Source organism: Endobacterium panacihumi (genome assembly GCF_050847465.1).
Taxonomy (GTDB): Bacteria; Pseudomonadota; Alphaproteobacteria; order Rhizobiales; family Rhizobiaceae; genus Neorhizobium; species Neorhizobium panacihumi.
Map to the genome: position 1 here is coordinate 1,102,087 of NZ_JBOZRA010000001.1, position 17,722 is coordinate 1,119,808.

Here is a 17,722-nt window from a genome sequence, read left to right on the forward strand (position 1 = left end):
GGGCCGAAGAAAAGACAAGAAAATGATGATTATCCGATAGGTCAGTATTGCTGACCTGTCGAAATTTCTGTAAAGCTGACGGCAACAAAATTGTAATAAGAGGAAACATCCCATGCTTGATTGGGAACATATCTTCGCCACGCGCTCCAGCCGCATGAAGGCGTCGGAAATCCGCGAACTGCTGAAACTGCTGGAACAGCCGGACATCATCTCGTTCGCCGGCGGCATTCCTGACCCGGCACTGTTCCCGGCCGACGAGTTCAAGGCCGCTTATGCCGACATCTTTTCCGGAGCGCAGGTGAATTCGGCGCTGCAATATTCGGTCAGTGAAGGCTACAAGCCGCTGCGCGACTGGATCGTCGCCGACATGGCCAAGATCGGTATCGACTGTACCGCCGACAACGTTTTCATCACGTCGGGTTCGCAGCAGGCGCTCGATTATTTCGGAAAACTGTTCCTGTCGCCGAACGACACGGCGCTGGTGACATGGCCGACCTATCTCGGCGCGCTTTCGGCCTTCAACGCTTATGAGCCGCATTACGACCAGCTGTCTCTCAACGGCAATCGCACGCCGGAAGCCTATAGCGAGACGGCATCCAAGTCCGGTGGCGCGGTAAAATTCGCCTATCTCTCAGCCGACTTCTCCAACCCGACGGGCGAGACGATCGATCTTGCCGGCCGCGAAAAGCTGCTGGCGCTGGCCGACGAACTGGACATCGCCATCCTCGAAGATGCGGCTTACCAGAACCTGCGTTTCGACGGTGAGGCGATCCCGCCTATCCTGGCGCTCGACATCGCCCGCAAGGGCGGCATCGAAAACACCCGCACGATTTATAGCGGCAGCTTTTCCAAGACGCTTGCGCCCGGCCTGCGCGTTGGTTTCGTTGTTGCCGCCATGCCGGTTATCCGCAAGCTGGTGCTGATGAAGCAGGCAGCCGACCTGCATTCCTCGACGATCAACCAGATCGCCGTCGAACACGTCGCTTCGCGCGGTTTTGCCGATCAGGTCGCCAAGATCAAGCGCGTCTACAGCGGTCGTCGCGATGCCATGCTGGCGGCGCTTGAAAAATACATGCCGGAGAACACCAGCTGGACCAAGCCGGAAGGCGGCATGTTCGTGTGGGTAACACTGCCGGAAGGTATGGATGGCGCCGAGCTGCTGGCGAAGTCTCTGGCCACCGAAAAGGTCGCATTCGTTCCGGGCAAGGCGTTCTTCGCCGATGGCAGCAATGCCAACACGCTGCGCGTCTCTTTCTCCTGCGCCAACGACCAGATGATCGATGAGGGCATCAAGCGCCTCGGACGCCTTGTCGCCAATGCCTCGGTCAGCGAACACGAAAGCCTGCCGATCATCTGATCATCAGTCATGAAGAACATCCTGAAAGGGCGGATCCACAGGCGATCCGCCCTTTTTCTTTGCCTGTTTGAACAGCTGCGCAATACTGTCATATGAGTGTCGCTGAATGTGTGTTTAAGCGCGTCAGCTCAAACAGGAACTCTCCCATGAAAAAGCTCCTTTCCTCCTTCACGGCGCTTGTCGCGCTTGGTCTTGCCGGCGTCGTTAACGCTGCCGATCTGGTCGTCTACACCAGCCAGCCGAATGCCGATGCACAGGCGACGATCGACGGCTTCAAGGCCGCCAACCCGAACGTCGATGTCGAGTGGGTTCGTGATGGAACGCCGCAGATCATGGCGAAGCTCAACGCTGAAATCGCCGCCGGCAACCCGGTCGCCGACGTGCTGCTGATCGCCGACACGGTGACCTTCGAACGCATGAAGGCGGCCGGCCAGCTGCTCGCCTACAAGTCGCCGGAAGCCAAGAATTTCGACGCTTCGCTTTATGACGCTGATGGCTACTATTACTCCACCAAGCTGATCACCACGGGCATCATGTACAACACGCAGGCCGCCATGAAGCCGACGAGCTGGGCCGATCTCGCCAAGCCGGAAGCCAAGGGCCTGGTCACCATGCCGAGCCCGGTTGCTTCGGGTGCCGCTCTCATCCACGCCCAGACGCTGGCTGCCGTCGATGGTCTCGGCTGGGATTACTACAAGAAGCTCAAGGACAACGGCGCTGTTGCCGCAGGCGGTAACGGTGGCGTTCTGAAGGCCGTCGCGTCCGGCGAAAAGGCTTACGGCGTCGTCGTCGATTACATGCCGATCCGCGAAAAGGCCAAGGGCGCACCGGTCGAGTTCGTCTTCCCGAAGGAAGGCGTGTCCGCCGTCACCGAGCCTGCTGCCATCCTGTCCTCGACCAAACATCAGGACAACGCCAAAAAATTCATCGATTATCTCCTGTCCGAAAACGGCCAGAAGATTGCAGCCGGCCTCGGCTATATCCCGGCCCGTAATGGCATCGAGCTGCCCGCCGGTTATCCGGCCCGTGAAACGATCAAGCTTCTGCCGCTGAACGCTGCCGATGCGCTCAAGAACTCGGAAAAGGACGTCAAGACGTTCTCCGATATCTTTGGCACCAAGGGCTGATATAAAGCCTGATGTTTCGATCTCAAAATCATGGAAACAGCCAGCCCCGCTGGCTGTTTTCCTTTGTTGTCGTGGTGATCTTCTTCCTGAGCGTTTTGCCGCTCGGACGTCTCGCCATGACCGGTTTCTCCTCGTTGTTCAATGGCGGTGCGCGCGCGCTCCTCTCCGACCCGGCCGTCTGGCAGGCGGTCTATGACACGCTGACCACATCCTTCCTCGGCATGATCGCGGCCGTCATACTCGGCGGCGGTTTCGCGCTGCTGCTGACGCTTTTCGACGTACGCTGGAAAACCGCTCTTGGCTTTCTGTTCATGTTGCCGACGATGATCCCGCCGCAGGTGACGGCCTTGTCGTGGATCGGCATGACCGGCCCATCGAGCGCGCTTTTGAAGGCGATCGGTCTGGCGCCGCCGCTCGGGAGCCCCCAGCCACTTTATTCGATCGGCGGCATTGCACTTCTTTATGGCGTGCAGAATGCCCCGCTCGTTTTCCTATCGCTGCGTGCCGGTCTGCTAGCGCTGCCACGTGATGGCGTCGAGGCCGCACGGCTTTCCGGTGCATCGTCCTGGCAGGTGCTGAAGGATATTATCCTGCCGCTGTCACTTCCCGGCTTCGTGGCAGGCGCGGCGATAGCTTTCGTCTCCTGCGTCGGCAATTTCGGTATTCCCGCCATCCTCGGCATTCCGGCATCGATCTACACTTTGCCAACGCTGATCTACACGAAATTTGCAGCCTTTGGCCCAAACACATTTGCGGATGTCTCGCTGCTTTCCGGCCTGATCGCCATTCTTTCGGTGATTGGCCTCACCGTCGAGGAGCGCGTCTTGCGCGGCCGCGATTACCGCGTCATCGGGCTTTCGGGGCAGGTGGCGATGTTCCGTCTCGGCAACTGGCGCCTGCTGGGCGAACTGGTCCTGTGGCTGGCGATTTTTATCACGCTCGTCATGCCGTTGACGGCACTGATCGCGAGCTCGCTGGCACCCGCTTATGGCGTGCCGCTGACGCCGGCAACCGCGACGCTCGATGCCTATCGCGAAGTCCTGTTCAAACAGACGATTACGCGCACGGCCTTCTTCAACTCCGTCTCGCTGTCGCTCACGACGGCTCTTGGTCTCCTCGTGGTGACGGTGCTCACCGGTTATTATCTCGTGCGCTCGAAAAGCCGATTGGCGCCGGTTCTCTCGGCCTTAGCGGAAATCCCTTACGCGCTGCCGGGCATTGTCCTCGCCGTCGCATTGATCCTCGTTTTCGCCGCGCCGATTCCGATCATCGGCATTTCCATCTACGGCACGATCTGGATCATTCTGGTCGCCTATTTCTCCAGCTTCTTCGCCGTCAGCCTGAAGCCGGTGGTGAGCGCGTTTCGCCAGCTCGATCCGTCTCTTGAAGAGGCTGCACGGCTTTCCGGCGCCGGTTTCGGTCGGCGCCTGATCGATATCGTCGTGCCGCTGGTGGCGCCGGCGGCTGGGGCGTCGGTCATTCTCGTCTTTCTCATTGCCTGCAACGAGCTCACCGTCTCGGCCATCCTCTGGTCGGCCGGCACGCAGACGCTCGGCGTGGCGATCTACAATCTCGATGACAGCGGCAGTTTCAACCTCGCAGCCGCACTCTCCGTCGTCGTGGTCATCATGGTGATCGCGATGATGCTGGTGCTGGAACTGATGGCGAAAAGACTGCCGAAAGGTGTGGTACCGTGGCGAAGCTGATCCTCAACCGCCTGTCCAAGGCATTCGAAACCGGCGGCCGTCCGGCCGTCAACGACGTGTCGCTGGAAGTGCGCGACGGCGGCTTTCTGGCGCTGCTCGGGCCATCCGGCTGCGGCAAGACCACGGTTCTGCGCATGATCGCCGGTTTCGAACAGCCGACCGATGGCTCAATTCTGTTGGGTGACCGGGTTCTCGCCGATGCTGGCGAGATGGTCGCACCCGAACATCGCAACATGGCGATGGTCTTCCAGTCTTATGCGCTCTGGCCGCATATGAGCGTTGCCGACAATGTCGGTTATCCCCTGAAGGTGCGTGGCGTTTCGGGCGAGAAACGCGCGAAGAAGGTGAGAGAGGCGCTCAATGCTGTGCGCCTTGAGGCCTATGCCGACCGTCGCCCGGCCGATCTTTCCGGCGGCCAGCGGCAGCGTGTGGCGCTTGCCCGCTGCCTCGTCACCGAACCGGATGTCGTGCTGCTCGACGAACCGCTCGCAAATCTCGACCGACATCTGCGTCAGGAGATGGAAGAGACGTTTCGCGAGTTTCATGCGCGATCGGGCGCGACGATGATCTATGTCACCCATGATCAGGCGGAAGCCATGGCGCTGGCGACGGATGTCGCCGTGATGTCTGAAGGCAAGCTCCTGCAGGTGGCAAGCCCGCAGGAAATTTATGCACGCCCGGAAGGCCGTCTCGTGGGCGGGCTGGTCGGGCAAGGCGCAATTCTCAAATGGCCGGCTGCGTCGCTTGAAAGCAGGCTGCTCGATTGGGATATGTTGCAGCAGTCGCTGTCACACACCGGCGGGCAGGATTGCGACGATATTCTGGTGCGGCCGCAGGATGTTGAGATCGGCGCTGAGGGCATGGCGGCGACCGTGACGTCGGTTCTGTTCGAGGGCGAACGGTATGCGCTCAAACTGGCTCTGGGCGACGAGCAAAGCCTGCGTGCCTTCAGTCGCCAGCCGGTACAGGTGGGGGACAGAGTTTCGATCGTCCTTCGCTCCGCCTGGAGGCTTTGAGAGGTAGCCAGCCACAATTCGTGTGGCTAAGGTGCCGGTCGCAACAGGGAAGTATGCATGTCTCTTCGCCTCGGCACCTTCAATATAGAAAATCTCATGACCCGTTTCGATTTCACTGGCTGGCGCAACCAGATGCGCCAGGATCGGGTCTTGCGGCTGTTCGAAGTCGGCAGCAAACAGGAATATGAACAGCTTGAACAGGCGCGCCTGATCGCTGAAACGGACGATACAAAGCAGATGTCGGCGCTCGCCATCGCCGACGCGGATGCCGACATTTTATGCCTGCAGGAAGTCGACAACATGCCGGCGCTGGAAGCCTTCGAATACGGCTATCTCTACCGCATGGTCGGCAATGGTTATCGGCAGAAATTTCTGGTCGAGGGCAATGACGGGCGCGGCATCGATGTCGCCGTTCTGATGCGGGAGGAAACCCGTTGCGGTCAGAAAATCGAAGTTGTCGACGTGCGCAGCCATGCCATGCTGACCTATCAGGATCTCGGCCTGTTCAATGACGAACTGGCCCTGACCAACAAGTCGACCGACAAGATTTTCAAACGCGATTGTCTGGAACTGGAGCTGAAGATCGGCGGTAAACCGTTTTCGCTTTATGTCGTTCATTTCAAATCCATGGGCAATGCGCGCGATAACAGGGATGGCCGGCTGGGCACGATGGCCATTCGTACAGCCGAAGCGCAAGCGGTGCGGCGCATCATCGAAAAACAGTTCGGAGCCGATGGTGTCCACATGGCAAACTTCGCCATCTGTGGCGACATGAACGATTATCAGGAGCGTGTGAAAGTGATCGGCACACGCCGCAGCGGCTACACGTTCGAGCCGGTGCGTGAGGAGGCAAGTGCGCTCGATGTGTTCAGCCATGATGGCTTTGCAGAAAACGCTGTGGCACGCCGCGACGTGATGGATCGCTGGACGCTTTACCACGCGCGCGGGCCGCAGGAGCAGCATCTCTGCCAGCTGGATTACATCTGGCTTTCATCAGCGCTGGCGAAAACCAATCCGCATGCCGTGCCCGATATCATCCGCAATGGACAGCCGTTCCGCACCGTCTTTCCGCCGGGACAGGACGTGGAGCGCTTTCCACGCATAGGCTGGGATCGGCCAAAGGCGTCCGATCATTGCCCTGTGGTTTTGGAGTTCGACCTGACATGACGATGACACTGCCCGGCATCTGGCCGCCACCGACAAATCCCGTGCGCGTCGATGCGATAGACCTGCGTATCGCGGATGGTCCACATCCGCTCTTTACCGCAAACCGACAGGCGATCCAGACGAACTGGACGGTGGAATCTGCCGCCAATCCCCACCTCTTTAATGGTGACATGGTGCTGCAGCGCCATCTGACATTCGATAAGGGTGTCATCCGCGGTATCGGGCACGTGATACCGTATTCGACGCTGCTCTGGTGGCGAAAGCAGGCGGACCCGGTGGGTGCGCTGCATCTCTTCGGCTTTGCGGTGCTGGTGTCATCCGATGGTGCAATCGTTGCCATCCGTATGAGCGAACGTACGGCCAATTCGGGGCAGGTCTATTGCGCTGCCGGTTCGCTTGATCTCAACGATATCGTTGATGGCAGAGTGGATCTGAGCGGCAACATGCATCGCGAAGTGCGGGAAGAAACCGGACTCGAGCTGAATGAGGCAAAGGCCGATCCGCATTTTTACGCCAGCCATGCCAATGGGCGCATCGTCGTTTTCCGCTTTTACCGGTTTTCATTGATGGCAGAGGAGATCGTTGGCCGCATCGAAAACCACATGCTTCATGATACGGAGCAGGAAATTGATGGTGCCGTGGTTATCCGTTCGGCGGCTCGCGGGATTCATCGTTACAACCCGTTGATGTATCCCATCCTCGACATGTTTTTCACACCATCGGACAATTGAACAAACGGGGTTGCGCCGCGAAAATCGGTGGGGCAGTTTGGCGCCATTGATATCGACAGAGAGGTTCGCTGTGGCTCGCCGCTATGCCATCTATGACGTTTTCACCGAGAAAAGACTTGCGGGAAATCCGCTGGCAGTCATTTTCGATGGTGACGGTCTCTCCGACGAGGCGATGCAGGCGATAGCCCGGGAAATGAATCTCTCCGAAACCGTGTTTGTGCAACTGGCGGATAACCCGGCACATGCGGCGCGGCTGCGGATCTTTACGCCGGCAAGGGAATTACCCTTTGCAGGCCATCCGACGGTTGGCAGTGCCGTTGCCCTTACCGAACTGGAACGTGGCCCGGATGCCGGCGATGTCGATCTCGTCTGCATGATCGAGGAAAAGATCGGGCCGGTACGCTGCGCAGTTCGTCTGCGCAAGAACGCCGTCGGTTTTGCGGAGTTTGATCTTCCACGCAAACCGAGCCGTATTGAACTGCCGCTCGATTTGCAGGGGCTTGCCGACGCGCTGAGCGTGCAGGTCAGTGATCTTGCTTTTGAAAACCACCTGCCTGCAATCTGGAGCGCCGGCGTTCCGTTCCTGATGATGCCGCTGCGCAATATCGCCGCCGTGCAGGCCATGGAATTCGACGTCACATTGTGGGAGAAGGCGGCGCCTTTCGTTGAAGGTGCGCTTGCGTCTGCCTACGTCTATTGTCGTGGCGGCACGCACCATCAGGCAAAATTCCATGCCCGCATGTTTTCCCCTGATATGGGCATTGCCGAGGATCCGGCCACCGGTGGCGCTGCGGCCGCATTGGCCGGCGCCATTCGGCATTTCGATGCGCTGCCGGACGGGCATCATCCCATTTTGATCGAGCAGGGTGTTGAAATGGGTCGGGCGTCCTACATTCATCTGCATATCGACGTGAAGGATGGTGAGATCAGCCGTGCACGCATCGGTGGTCATGCGGTCAAGGTGGCTGAGGGCACGTTGCTGATTTGACCATGGTTCAGCATCTCCTGATTCAAAACGGGACAGGCTTTCAACTTTTAGTGTAAGTATTTGCTAAAACTTCATAAAAATATTTGAGGGAAAGTGGAACAAATTCGCGTCCCTGCCGTTTTGAGGCGTTCGATGGAGACGCGGGACAATGAAGACGGCAATCGTTGAAGCGACGGTATATAAAAGCGGCGAGCGGATTGCGCTTGGCATCATGAATATCGATCAAGCGCTGGCGCTTCCCTATGACGATCTTGAGTTTTCCAATCCGTGTCGAAAGAAAAGCGCTGAAGCGGACGAGATGCCGCCCTTTCTCTTGCGCGATGAATTCGCGCGCCTTTTCAACCGGACCTGAGATTCCCATCTAACTGAAAATCTTCGACAGGCTTTGTCTGTCCGAGCCTGAGCCCTGCCGCAGCGGCGTCCGGGCCGGCTCATCAGCCTCGAATATGCGTCAGCATGACTTTCTTTAGGAGTTGAAATGATCAGAAGTGAAAAGAGGCGAAGCGAGGAGCCTCTGGATTCGAATGATCTGATGCGGTGCCAGCAGGTGTTCGAAGAACTCAAGCAGGACATGGGCGATATCGATGCTGAAGAAGTGAACCGGTTGGCCGCAATCACCATCGAGCTCTATCGCCAGGGCGTGCGTCGCAAGGACCAGTTGCGGACCATGGTGGCGGCAGCCCGCGGGCGTTGAGCGCTCCATGACTTTTATTATCGTTCAGCAGCCGGTGGAGCAATCCGCCGGCTGCTTGCGGTTAGGGCGCAGCAGCCTATAACGATTGTCGGGAGAAACATGGTCGTTGCGACCGGGAGGAGAATGAATGCCGCTGCCGAAGATTTTTGAAGGATTACGCCTGCCGGCCGTCGCTGCTCCGATGTTTCTGGCCTCGGGCCCTGATCTTGTCGTCGAGGTCTGCCGCTCAGGTCTGGTCGGGACCTTTCCGGCACTGAACCAGCGCACGACGGAAGGGTTTGTCGACTGGCTGTCCGAGATCAAGTCGCGGCTTTCCGAAACGCCCAATGCGGCACCGTACGGCGTCAACCTCATCGTTCACCGCTCAAATCCGCGGCTGGAACCGGATCTTCACAAGATCGTCGAGCATAAGGTGCCGCTGATCATTACGTCGCTCGGCGCCGTGCCGGATGTGGTAAAGGCCGTGCATTCCTATGGCGGCCTCGTGTTCCATGACGTGATCAGCCGACGTCATGCGGAAAAGGCGGCCGAAGCCGGTGTCGATGGCATCATTGCCGTCACTGCCGGTGCAGGCGGCCATGCCGGAACACTCAGCCCGTTTGCGTTGATCCCGGAAATCCGCTCGTTTTTCGATGGCACCATTCTTCTGTCCGGCGCGATGAGCACCGGCGATCAGATAGCTTCCGCGCGGTTGATGGGAGCGGACATGGCCTATCTCGGCACGCGTTTTCTTGCCACCAAAGAGGCGACCATCAGTGACGAGCAGAAACGCATGACTGTGGACGCAAGGGCTGCCGACATTTTTTACACGCCGGCAATTTCCGGCGTCGCCGCAAATTTCCTACGGCCGAGCCTTGTTGCTGCGGGCCTCGATCCAGACAATCTCGTCAGCCACGGCACCATGGACCTCGGTAACGAAGCCAAGGCTTGGAAGACCGTGTGGTCGGCGGGCCAAGGCGTGGCTTCGCTCAAGGATGTGCCGGGTGCAGCAGAACTGTGCGAACGGTTGATCGCGGAATATAAAAGCGCGATGGAGCGGGCCGGCCGTGACCCGTTCGCGGCGAAGGCCCAAAACGCCTGACGGCCGGTCAGCGGATCAGGATGGCGCGAAAATCGTTGACATTGGTGCCGCTTGGGCCGGTCACGAAAAGGTCGTCGATGGCGGTGAAGGCAGTATAGCTGTCATTGCCATCGAGAATTTTTCTGGGATCAAGATGCTCCGCACGAAGTCGACGAACCGTGCTGCCGTCGCAAAAGGCGCCGGCATTGCTTTCCGAACCGTCGATGCCATCCGTATCCGCAGCAAGCACGTGAATGTCGTGACCATCGATGGCCAGCGCCATGGCCAACGTGAATTCGCCGTTGCGCCCGCCGCGACCGTCTCTATTGCGTAGCGTCACCGTCGTTTCACCGCCGGACAGCAGTACGACCGGTTTGGTGAACGGGCGGTCTCGGCTGGCGATTTCTCGCGCGATCGCAGCGTGGACCAGAGCCACCTCGCGAGCCTCGCCTTCGATGGAGTCGGAGAGGATGGCGGCCGCGATGCCTTCGCTTCTGGCAAGCGCTGCCGCCGCCTCCAGCGATACGGCCGCCGAGGCAATCACGTGATGGCTGTGATTGGCAAAGACCGGATCGTCCGAAAGCGGTGCATCGGCGCGCTTCGACTTGAGGTGGTCGAGTGCGGCTTGCGGCAGGTCCAGTTTGTACTGGCGGACAATTTCGAGTGCATCATGGCGCGTGGAATCGCTTGGGACCGTGGGACCGGACGCGACATCGGCCGGATTGTCACCGGGAATATCGGAGACGATCAGGCTCACGACGGGCGCACGGGTTGCTGCAGCCAGGCGGCCGCCCTTGATGGTCGACAGATGTTTGCGCACGATATTCATGGCGGAAATCGGCGCGCCTGAAGCCAGCAGCGCTTGGTTGACGGCAATCTCATCTTCGAGTGTCAGGCCTTCGGGCGGCGCAGGTAGAAGTGCCGAGCCGCCACCGCAGATCAGGGCAATGACAAGATCATCGGCGGTGAGATCGGAAATGGCGCCGAACAGCCGTTTGCCGGCGGCGAGACCGGCAGCGTCAGGCACGGGGTGAGCGGCCTCGATCACTTCGATATGCTGGGTCTCGCAGCCGTAATCGTAGCGTGTCACGACGATGCCGGTCAGCGGTCCGTCCCACAGCGTCTCCAGAGCCTGCGCCATTTGCGCGGCACCCTTGCCGGCGCCGATCACGACGGTGCGGCCTTTCGGCTTTTCCGGCAGATATGCGCGAATGCCTTCGAGCGGTTCGGCGGCGCGCACGGCTGCATCGAACAGTGAGGCGAGAAAGGAGCGAGGTTCAAGCATTACAGTCTCCAGGGACGTATGGCGCGGAAAATCTGTCATGGCAACGGCGACGACAACAGGGGAAATCTGCCTATTCTCAGTAAATTATAGGTGGTCTTTGCCATATAACGCGAGAATGGCGGCGCTTGCAGCGGCGATATCGGCATGTTTGCCCGCACGTTGCAGAGCCGTTCCATAAGCGCAGATCGCCGCCAAAACCGCGTCAAAACGGGCCTGTTGCCCAGTATGAGAGATACGGACCAAGGTTTCCGCGCCGGGGCCGACACCCGTTGCCAGCGATTGTGTGAGATACGCGACCGAGGCGATCAATTTTTCCGGAGCAAGCCCGTCAGGCACTTTGGCGGTTGTCACGAGATTGGAACCTGTGTCCGCACGTGACCAGACATCGGCGCCAAGTGCCTCCAGGCCGGCGCGTGTCGCCTCGGCTGCGAGCGCGTGGCGAGCGATGACCGCGTCCAGGCCTTCGGCTTCGATGCGGTCCAGCGCCGCGTCCAGCGCATGCCATTCGAGGGGCACAGTGGTGCCCGGCAACGGGCCGCGACCGTTTTCGATCCACAGTTTCAAGTCGGCAAGCGACAGAATTGAGTTGGCCGGTCCTCCGGGCTTGCCGACAGCCTGCCAAGCATTGGCACTGATCGACAAAGCTGAGAGACCTGCCGGCCCGGCAAGCGCCTTCTGTGGGCCGATGACGGCGATATCGATGCCGAGAGCATCCACATCGAGATCATGCCCGCCGACGGAGGCAACGGCATCAACGATTGTCAGGAGGCCGTGCGTGCGGGCGAGCGCGATAATCTCCGGCAGCGGGTTGCAGATGCCGCTCGCGGATTCCGCATGCACGATTGAGAGCACGCTGGCATCGGGGTGGCTGCTGATGGCGGCTGCCACGGCACCGAGCTCGATGGCGCAAGCAGCAATGGCAGTGACATCGATCACCTCGCCGCCGGCCCGGCGCATCCATTCCCCAAACCATTGGCCATAGGGGCTGGTGACGATGTTGATCGCCTTCATGCCCGGACGAATGATGCTGGTCGCCGCAGCTTCGAGCGCCACGATCGCTTCCGCCTGTATCATCACCACGTCATTGCGCGTCTTGAGAATTCCGGCCAACCGGTCGGCGATGACGGCATAACGCTCGCCGGGAAATGCCGGGATGTCGAGAAGCGGGTGCCAGCGATCAGTTGTCATGGGTGAGTTCACTTTTCTGCGTCGTGTTTTTCTGGCGTCCGCCGGGCATCAGGCGCGGCACCGCCGCTACCAGCGAACGGCCAGCTGCCGATTGCGGCTGAGTGATGATATTGATGGTCTCTCCGGTCTCGACAATCCGCCCGGCATCCATGATGGCGAGCCGATGTGAAACGGCGCGCAGCACGGCAAGATCATGCGAGATAAACAGGTAGGATATGTTCTGGTCACGCTGCAATTCGACCAGCAATTCCAGAATGCGGTTGCGGATCTGCACGTCGAGCGCCGACACAGCTTCGTCGAGGACGACAAGCGACGGTCGCGTGGCAATGGCGCGGGCGATTGCCACGCGTTGGCGCTGACCTCCGGAAAGCGCGCGCACCGGGCGTCCGGCAAAATCGGATGAAAGACCGACCCTTTCCAAAAGCCGTGCGACTTCATGGGCGCGGTCAGCCTTGGGCACAATCCGGTAAATGCGGATGGGATCGCCGATAACATCGGCAACTGTTGCCGTCGGATGAAATGCACCGAGCACATCCTGAAACACCATCTGCATGCGGCTTCGTCGGCGGCGCAAGTCGCGTCCGGTCAAGGAAAGCCAGTCTTCACCTTCAAAGCGGATACTGCCTGCATCCGGGGGCGTGAGGCGCAACAGCAGGCGGGCCAGCGTGGATTTGCCGCTGCCCGATGCGCCAGCAATGCCGAGTGTCTCGCCGGCCGCGATGGAGAAGGTTGCACCTTCGACCGCGATGATGTCGCGTCCACCGGATACGTAACGTCTTTTCAGGTTTTCGACAGAGAGCAGCGTCATGACCGTCCGACCCCGCTTATCAGTGGTGGCGAGGTGAGGTCGTAATGGCCCTTGATGAGGCTCTTCGTATAGGCGTCTGTTGGTGTCGACAGGATATCGGCCGTCGCTCCGACTTCCATAAGGTGCCCATCCTTGAAGACGGCGATGCGGTCTGCGAGATGCGAGGCGAGGGCGATATCGTGGGTAACAAAAACCAGCGTCATCGACGTTTCGCTGACAAGTCCATCGAGCAAAGCGACGATTTGCGCTTGTACCACGGTGTCGAGTGCGCTCGTGGCTTCGTCCGCAATCAGTATGGACGGGCGGCTGGCAATTGCAGCAGCGATTGCCACGCGCTGGCGTTGGCCACCGGAAAGTTGGTGCGGATAGGCGTGCATTATAACCGATGGATTTGGCACGCGGACATGGCTCAGCAGTTTTTCGGCATGGGCAAAGGCGGCTCGCCATGTCATGCCAAGATGTCGCCTGGCGCCTTCCGCCACCTGTTCGCCGATCTTCATAAGCGGATTGAGGCTGGCCGAGGAATCCTGAAAAACGAAACCAATATCACGGCCGAGTTTCGGACTCTGGCCGGAGTGCCACCGGACTTCTCCCTCACAATTCGCATTGTGCGGTAAAAGCCCGGCAAGCGCGCGTGCAAACGTACTCTTGCCCGATCCGCTTTCGCCGACGATCGCCATTCGCTCGCCGACGAAAAGATCGAGCGATAGGCCGGCGAGGGCGTTACGATCGCCGTAATGTACCGTGAGATCCTTGATGCGGCAGAGGGGCAGGCTCATGGTGCCGCTCCATCGCGACGCGCGACCCGTGATGGGGATCCGGAGGCTGCCAGAGCCTTGGTCAGTCCTTCACTGACCAGATAGACCCCCATCACCGTCACGATCAGTGCCAGCCCGGGCAGGATCGACAGCCAGGGCGAAGAGCGCAGGACATTGCGGCCCTCCGATATCATAGAGCCCCAGGTGACATTGTTCGGATCGCCCAGGCCGAGGAAGGACAATGCTGCCTCCGTCAGAATGGCGGCGGCGACGATCGTGGCGGATACGGCCAGAACCGGCGGCACCGCCTGCGGCAATATCTGTTTCACTGCGATCTCGACCGGATGCATGCCGATTACCTTTGCGGCGGCGACATAGTCGCGCTCGCTCAGTGACAGGACCTGCGCCCGCGTCAGCCTCGCCGGATCGGCCCAGGCGCCGAGCGCAATCGCCATGATCACCACCGGCAACGAAGCGCCCATGACGCTGACGAAGGCAAGTGCCAGCAGAAAGCCGGGCACGATCTGAAACGCATCGACTAGGCGCATCATGATTTCGTCAATGATGCCACCACAAAAACCGGCAACGAGCCCAACCAACAGACCGATCGCAATCGCTGCCAAAGCCGCTGCCGCACCGACCAGAAGCGACGTGCGGGCGCCATGGACAATGCCGGACAGCACATCGCGTCCCAGTCTGTCCGTGCCCAACGGCAGAGACGCATCGGTGAAAGGCATCAACAAGGCACGGCCTGCAATCCGTAGCGGATCACCCTGAGCGATGGTCGGGGCAAAAACGGCAAGGGAAATCAGAATTGCTAAAATGACAAAACCAACAATGCTTTCCGGTGTTTTGATGAGTTTGTGAATCAGGTTCAACGGACGGTCTCCGATGCACCGATGCGTGGATCGAGAGCCGCTTGTGCCAGATCGACCAGTAGGTTGACGAGGATCACGAGGATGGCGCTGACCAGGATGATGCCCATCAGCAGCGGTGCGTCGCGACCGCTGACGGACTCCTGCGCCAGACGGCCAAAGCCCGGAATGGCAAAAATGCTTTCGATCACCACGCTGCCGCCGAGCATGGTAGCAGCCTGAAGGCCGAGCATGGTGACAAGCGGCAAGGCGGCATTGCGCGCGACATGACGCAGAACGATGCGGCTGCGTGAAAGTCCCTTGGCTTGGGCGAACAGCACAAAGTCGAGTTTCCACGCTTCCGCCATGCCGGCGCGCATGACGCGCAGGAACAAGGCCGTATAGATCAGTGCCAGCGCGCCGACGGGCAGGATCAGGTGGCGAGCGATATCTGCGAGCCGGTCGAGGCCTGTCTTGCCGGATGCAATCGTTTCTATGCCGGATGTCGGCAGCCAGCGCAACTGGACCGCAAACAGAAGACTCAGGATCAGCCCAAGCCAGAAACTCGGTATCGCGTAAAAGATGAGGGAAATGCTGGAAAGTATTCTGTCTTTTACGCTTTCAGGGTTTGATCCTGCAATAATGCCGAGTGTTGAGCCGAAAACAAAGGACAAAGCAGTAGCACTGCCCATGAGGGCCAACGTGTTGGGCAGGCGCTCGGCGATGAGTTCGCGGACCGGACGCTCAAAGGCAACAGACCAACCAAGGTCGAAGCGCGCCAGAGCCGTCAGGTAAAGCCAAAGGCGGGCCAAAAGCGACTGGTCGAGACCATAGGCCCGTCGCAGGCTTTCCGCCACACTGGCATCGCCGCCCCCGATCGATAAGAGATAGGCATCCACCGCATCACCCGGCGCGGTTTCCAGAAGCAGGAACGTCAGGATAACAACGATCAGCAGCACCGGAATGCTTGAGAGCAGACGACGGCGGATGAGGCGCAGGACGCGGCTCACGATTGGTCCGTCCGTTTCGGTATTTTCGCCATCACGGCTGTAGCGCCGTCGTGGCCCAGTTGGAGACGGCCCAACGTGGATTGTCGGCAATGTTGAGCACGCGCTCGCTGGCGACGCTGATGAAACCCCACTCGGCCACATTGATCAGTGGTAGATCGGTGACGACGAGTTTCTGAAACTCGTTGTAGAGTTTCGTTCGCTCACCGCTGTCGATGGTCTCGGCCGCCTTGGCGATGATGGCATCCAGCCCCGGGTTGGCGTAACCGCCCTGGTTGGAGAAGGGTACTCCGGCCGGCGTGCCGGACTGCACCAGAATTGTCGTCGAGATGGCCGGGTCGCCGCGGAAAACCGGAGGTGCCACCGCAAGGTCGAAATCGTGATCGGTATAAACGGCCTTCTGGTGCGCGGCGGAATCGGCGTTGACGATCTCCGCGTTGATGCCGATGATGGCAAGCGCCTGGCGCAGATAATCGCCGAACTGGCGGGTCTCGTTGAAATAGGGAGCAGGGCGCAGTTTCAGCGTGAAACGGTTGCCGTCGTCGCGTCGTTTGTAACCGGCTTCATCAAGCAGGGCATTTGCCTTTTCCGTATCGAAGGCATGGTTGGGGACATCGGCCTCATAAAATTCCGGCGCATTTTTCGGCACTGGCCCGGTCGAGGCGCTGGCATAGCCGAGGAAAATGGTATTGACGACAAAGCTCTTGTCGATCGCGTGGGCGATGGCCTGCCGCACTTTCAGGTCGGCCAGTTCCTTGCGGCGGTGGTTGATTTCGACCACAAGCTGGTAAGTCAATGCTTCATAACCGCGTGAAACGACCTTGAGACCCGGCACTTTTGATATCCGGTCAAGATCCGCCAGCGGTACGGCGGAAAATGCTGCAAGCTGGATTTCCTCCGCCTCCAGCGCCGCTCCGGCACCTGCGCGGTCGGGTAGAACCCGAAAGACGATTTCGTCGAGCAGCGGCTGGTCCTTGCCCCAATAGGTATCGTTGCGGGTGAGGCGGTAATATTCTCCGGACTTGTGCTCGGCAAACTTGAACGGCCCCGTGCCGACCGGTTTCGTATTCGCCGGGTTGGTAGCGATATCCGTGCCTTCGTAGAAATGTTTGGGAACGACGCTGCTGACGACGGGCAGGGCATGGCGGATCAACTGGATCGGCGTCGGTTTGGAGAAGCGGAAAACCGCCGTGTGTTCGTCCGGCGTCTCGACGGTTTCGAGATTGGCGAAAACCACCCGCCCGAGATTTTGCAGCGGTTTCCAGATGTTGAGAGCGGAATAGGCGACATCCGCGGAGGTGAACGCTTTGCCGTCATGCCATGTGACACCGTCGCGCAGTTTGAACGTGATGCTGCGCCCGTCAGCCGACCCTTCCCAGGAGGTTGCCAATCGTGGCGCAAGGCCGTCCCTGTCGTCAAAGGAGGCTTCGGCCAGCGGTTCAATCACCTTGCTGGTGATAAAGAATACGCCGTTGGAGGCAACGATGGCCGGATTGAGGTTCTTGGGTTCCGAATCCGCTGCGACCACCAGCCTCCCGCCGGCAGTCGCATTTTGCGCGTTTGCCAGTGTCGGCAAGGCGGTGGAAGCAAGCAGCAGGCTCGAGGCTTGCAGAATTTGGCGGCGGGAGATGGCAAAATCGGACATGGCAGGTTCCTGAGCAGGCGCGCGCGGATAGTGATAGCCTACTATGTCACGCTCGCTACCGATTTTCGAAGCCAAGAAAATCTTTTGATGCGTCGGTTCAGAGGAATTTATGTTTGGTTACGCCTAACCGGTCGATTGCAGTCCATGGTTTACCAATCGAGCCGCACTTGCGTGAAATTGAAACATGCGCATCATCTAATGGATCTATTTGGCCGATTGCGTCTCACAGCCGCAATGTGAAACAGCCGCTCGCATGGCTGTGCCGAAATGAAGGCGGGGCTCACCAACTCTCTCGAGTAGGGGGTCCGCGAGCCCCTAACCGGCATCATGC

17 protein-coding genes are annotated in these 17,722 nt (G+C 59.5%); 10 read left to right on the plus strand and 7 right to left on the minus strand.

The window, feature by feature from the left end; genetic code table 11:
* The first annotated feature begins 112 nt into the window (after positions 1-112).
* The 10 genes from ACRQ1B_RS05440 to ACRQ1B_RS05485 all read left to right on the plus strand — a co-directional run bounded on the left by ACRQ1B_RS05440 (position 113) and on the right by ACRQ1B_RS05485 (position 9,867).
* Entirely contained in the window at positions 113-1,357 is a 1,245-nt protein-coding gene (locus tag ACRQ1B_RS05440; RefSeq protein WP_432292632.1) for an aminotransferase-like domain-containing protein, read from the plus strand.
* 146 nt (positions 1,358-1,503) lie between these two features.
* The gene (locus ACRQ1B_RS05445) at positions 1,504-2,484 is read left to right on the plus strand and encodes an ABC transporter substrate-binding protein (protein ID WP_432292633.1); all 981 of its coding nucleotides are present in this window, start codon (positions 1,504-1,506) and stop codon (positions 2,482-2,484) included.
* An 11-nt stretch (positions 2,485-2,495) separates the two neighbouring features.
* The gene (locus ACRQ1B_RS05450; protein WP_432292634.1) at positions 2,496-4,190 is read left to right on the plus strand and encodes an ABC transporter permease; all 1,695 of its coding nucleotides are present in this window, start codon (positions 2,496-2,498) and stop codon (positions 4,188-4,190) included.
* Positions 4,178-5,206, plus strand: a complete 1,029-nt coding sequence (locus ACRQ1B_RS05455; RefSeq protein WP_432292635.1) for an ABC transporter ATP-binding protein — start codon at positions 4,178-4,180, stop codon at positions 5,204-5,206. Before ACRQ1B_RS05450 ends, ACRQ1B_RS05455 begins: the two co-directional genes overlap by 13 nt.
* Positions 5,207-5,263: 57 nt before the next feature.
* On the plus strand, positions 5,264-6,373 hold the full coding sequence (locus tag ACRQ1B_RS05460) for an endonuclease/exonuclease/phosphatase family protein (RefSeq protein ID WP_432292636.1): 1,110 nt from the start codon (positions 5,264-5,266) through the stop codon (positions 6,371-6,373).
* Entirely contained in the window at positions 6,370-7,104 is a 735-nt protein-coding gene (locus tag ACRQ1B_RS05465) for an NUDIX hydrolase (RefSeq protein WP_432292637.1), read from the plus strand. The genes ACRQ1B_RS05460 and ACRQ1B_RS05465 overlap by 4 nt, the downstream gene beginning before the upstream one ends.
* 70 nt (positions 7,105-7,174) lie before the next feature.
* Entirely contained in the window at positions 7,175-8,092 is a 918-nt protein-coding gene (locus ACRQ1B_RS05470; RefSeq protein ID WP_432292638.1) for a PhzF family phenazine biosynthesis protein, read from the plus strand.
* Positions 8,093-8,240: 148 nt separating this feature from the next.
* Positions 8,241-8,444, plus strand: a complete 204-nt coding sequence (locus ACRQ1B_RS05475; RefSeq protein ID WP_432292639.1) for a hypothetical protein — start codon at positions 8,241-8,243, stop codon at positions 8,442-8,444.
* 126 nt (positions 8,445-8,570) lie between these two features.
* Positions 8,571-8,786 (plus strand): hypothetical protein, encoded by a 216-nt coding sequence (locus tag ACRQ1B_RS05480; protein ID WP_432292640.1) that lies wholly within the window; start codon positions 8,571-8,573, stop codon positions 8,784-8,786.
* Positions 8,787-8,913: 127 nt separating this feature from the next.
* Entirely contained in the window at positions 8,914-9,867 is a 954-nt protein-coding gene (locus tag ACRQ1B_RS05485; RefSeq protein WP_432292641.1) for an NAD(P)H-dependent flavin oxidoreductase, read from the plus strand.
* 7 nt (positions 9,868-9,874) lie between these two features.
* Here the strand turns inward: ACRQ1B_RS05485 and ACRQ1B_RS05490 are convergent, their stop codons facing one another.
* The 7 genes from ACRQ1B_RS05490 to ACRQ1B_RS05520 form a co-directional block, all read right to left on the minus strand.
* Entirely contained in the window at positions 9,875-11,131 is a 1,257-nt protein-coding gene (locus tag ACRQ1B_RS05490) for a glycerate kinase type-2 family protein (protein WP_432292642.1), read from the minus strand.
* 84 nt (positions 11,132-11,215) lie between these two features.
* Complete coding sequence (locus ACRQ1B_RS05495) at positions 11,216-12,319, minus strand: pyridoxal-phosphate-dependent aminotransferase family protein (protein ID WP_432292643.1); 1,104 nt, start codon at positions 12,317-12,319, stop codon at positions 11,216-11,218.
* Positions 12,309-13,127, minus strand: a complete 819-nt coding sequence (locus ACRQ1B_RS05500; RefSeq protein ID WP_432292644.1) for an ABC transporter ATP-binding protein — start codon at positions 13,125-13,127, stop codon at positions 12,309-12,311. Before ACRQ1B_RS05500 ends, ACRQ1B_RS05495 begins: the two co-directional genes overlap by 11 nt.
* A complete protein-coding gene (locus tag ACRQ1B_RS05505; RefSeq protein WP_432292645.1) occupies positions 13,124-13,906 on the minus strand; it encodes an ABC transporter ATP-binding protein in 783 nt (260 codons plus the stop codon). Before ACRQ1B_RS05505 ends, ACRQ1B_RS05500 begins: the two co-directional genes overlap by 4 nt.
* A complete protein-coding gene (locus ACRQ1B_RS05510; protein WP_432292646.1) occupies positions 13,903-14,763 on the minus strand; it encodes an ABC transporter permease in 861 nt (286 codons plus the stop codon). Before ACRQ1B_RS05510 ends, ACRQ1B_RS05505 begins: the two co-directional genes overlap by 4 nt.
* Complete coding sequence (locus ACRQ1B_RS05515; RefSeq protein WP_432292647.1) at positions 14,760-15,749, minus strand: ABC transporter permease; 990 nt, start codon at positions 15,747-15,749, stop codon at positions 14,760-14,762. The genes ACRQ1B_RS05510 and ACRQ1B_RS05515 overlap by 4 nt, the downstream gene beginning before the upstream one ends.
* Positions 15,750-15,780: 31 nt before the next feature.
* Positions 15,781-17,391, minus strand: a complete 1,611-nt coding sequence (locus tag ACRQ1B_RS05520; RefSeq protein ID WP_432292648.1) for an ABC transporter substrate-binding protein — start codon at positions 17,389-17,391, stop codon at positions 15,781-15,783.
* Between the last annotated feature and the right edge of the window lie 331 nt (positions 17,392-17,722).

Bases quoted from the DNA above. Each gene is read 5' to 3' on its own strand.
- ACRQ1B_RS05440 (WP_432292632.1), top strand. From the start codon at position 113: ATGCTTGATTGGGAACATATCTTCGCCACGCGCTCCAGCCGCATGAAG.
- ACRQ1B_RS05445 (WP_432292633.1), top strand. From the start codon at position 1,504: ATGAAAAAGCTCCTTTCCTCCTTCACGGCGCTTGTCGCGCTTGGTCTT.
- ACRQ1B_RS05450 (WP_432292634.1), top strand. From the start codon at position 2,496: ATGTTTCGATCTCAAAATCATGGAAACAGCCAGCCCCGCTGGCTGTTT.
- ACRQ1B_RS05460 (WP_432292636.1), top strand. From the start codon at position 5,264: ATGTCTCTTCGCCTCGGCACCTTCAATATAGAAAATCTCATGACCCGT.
- ACRQ1B_RS05465 (WP_432292637.1), top strand. From the start codon at position 6,370: ATGACGATGACACTGCCCGGCATCTGGCCGCCACCGACAAATCCCGTG.
- ACRQ1B_RS05475 (WP_432292639.1), top strand. From the start codon at position 8,241: ATGAAGACGGCAATCGTTGAAGCGACGGTATATAAAAGCGGCGAGCGG.
- ACRQ1B_RS05480 (WP_432292640.1), top strand. From the start codon at position 8,571: ATGATCAGAAGTGAAAAGAGGCGAAGCGAGGAGCCTCTGGATTCGAAT.
- ACRQ1B_RS05485 (WP_432292641.1), top strand. From the start codon at position 8,914: ATGCCGCTGCCGAAGATTTTTGAAGGATTACGCCTGCCGGCCGTCGCT.
- ACRQ1B_RS05490 (WP_432292642.1), bottom strand. From the start codon at position 11,131: ATGCTTGAACCTCGCTCCTTTCTCGCCTCACTGTTCGATGCAGCCGTG.
- ACRQ1B_RS05495 (WP_432292643.1), bottom strand. From the start codon at position 12,319: ATGACAACTGATCGCTGGCACCCGCTTCTCGACATCCCGGCATTTCCC.
- ACRQ1B_RS05500 (WP_432292644.1), bottom strand. From the start codon at position 13,127: ATGACGCTGCTCTCTGTCGAAAACCTGAAAAGACGTTACGTATCCGGT.
- ACRQ1B_RS05505 (WP_432292645.1), bottom strand. From the start codon at position 13,906: ATGAGCCTGCCCCTCTGCCGCATCAAGGATCTCACGGTACATTACGGC.
- ACRQ1B_RS05520 (WP_432292648.1), bottom strand. From the start codon at position 17,391: ATGTCCGATTTTGCCATCTCCCGCCGCCAAATTCTGCAAGCCTCGAGC.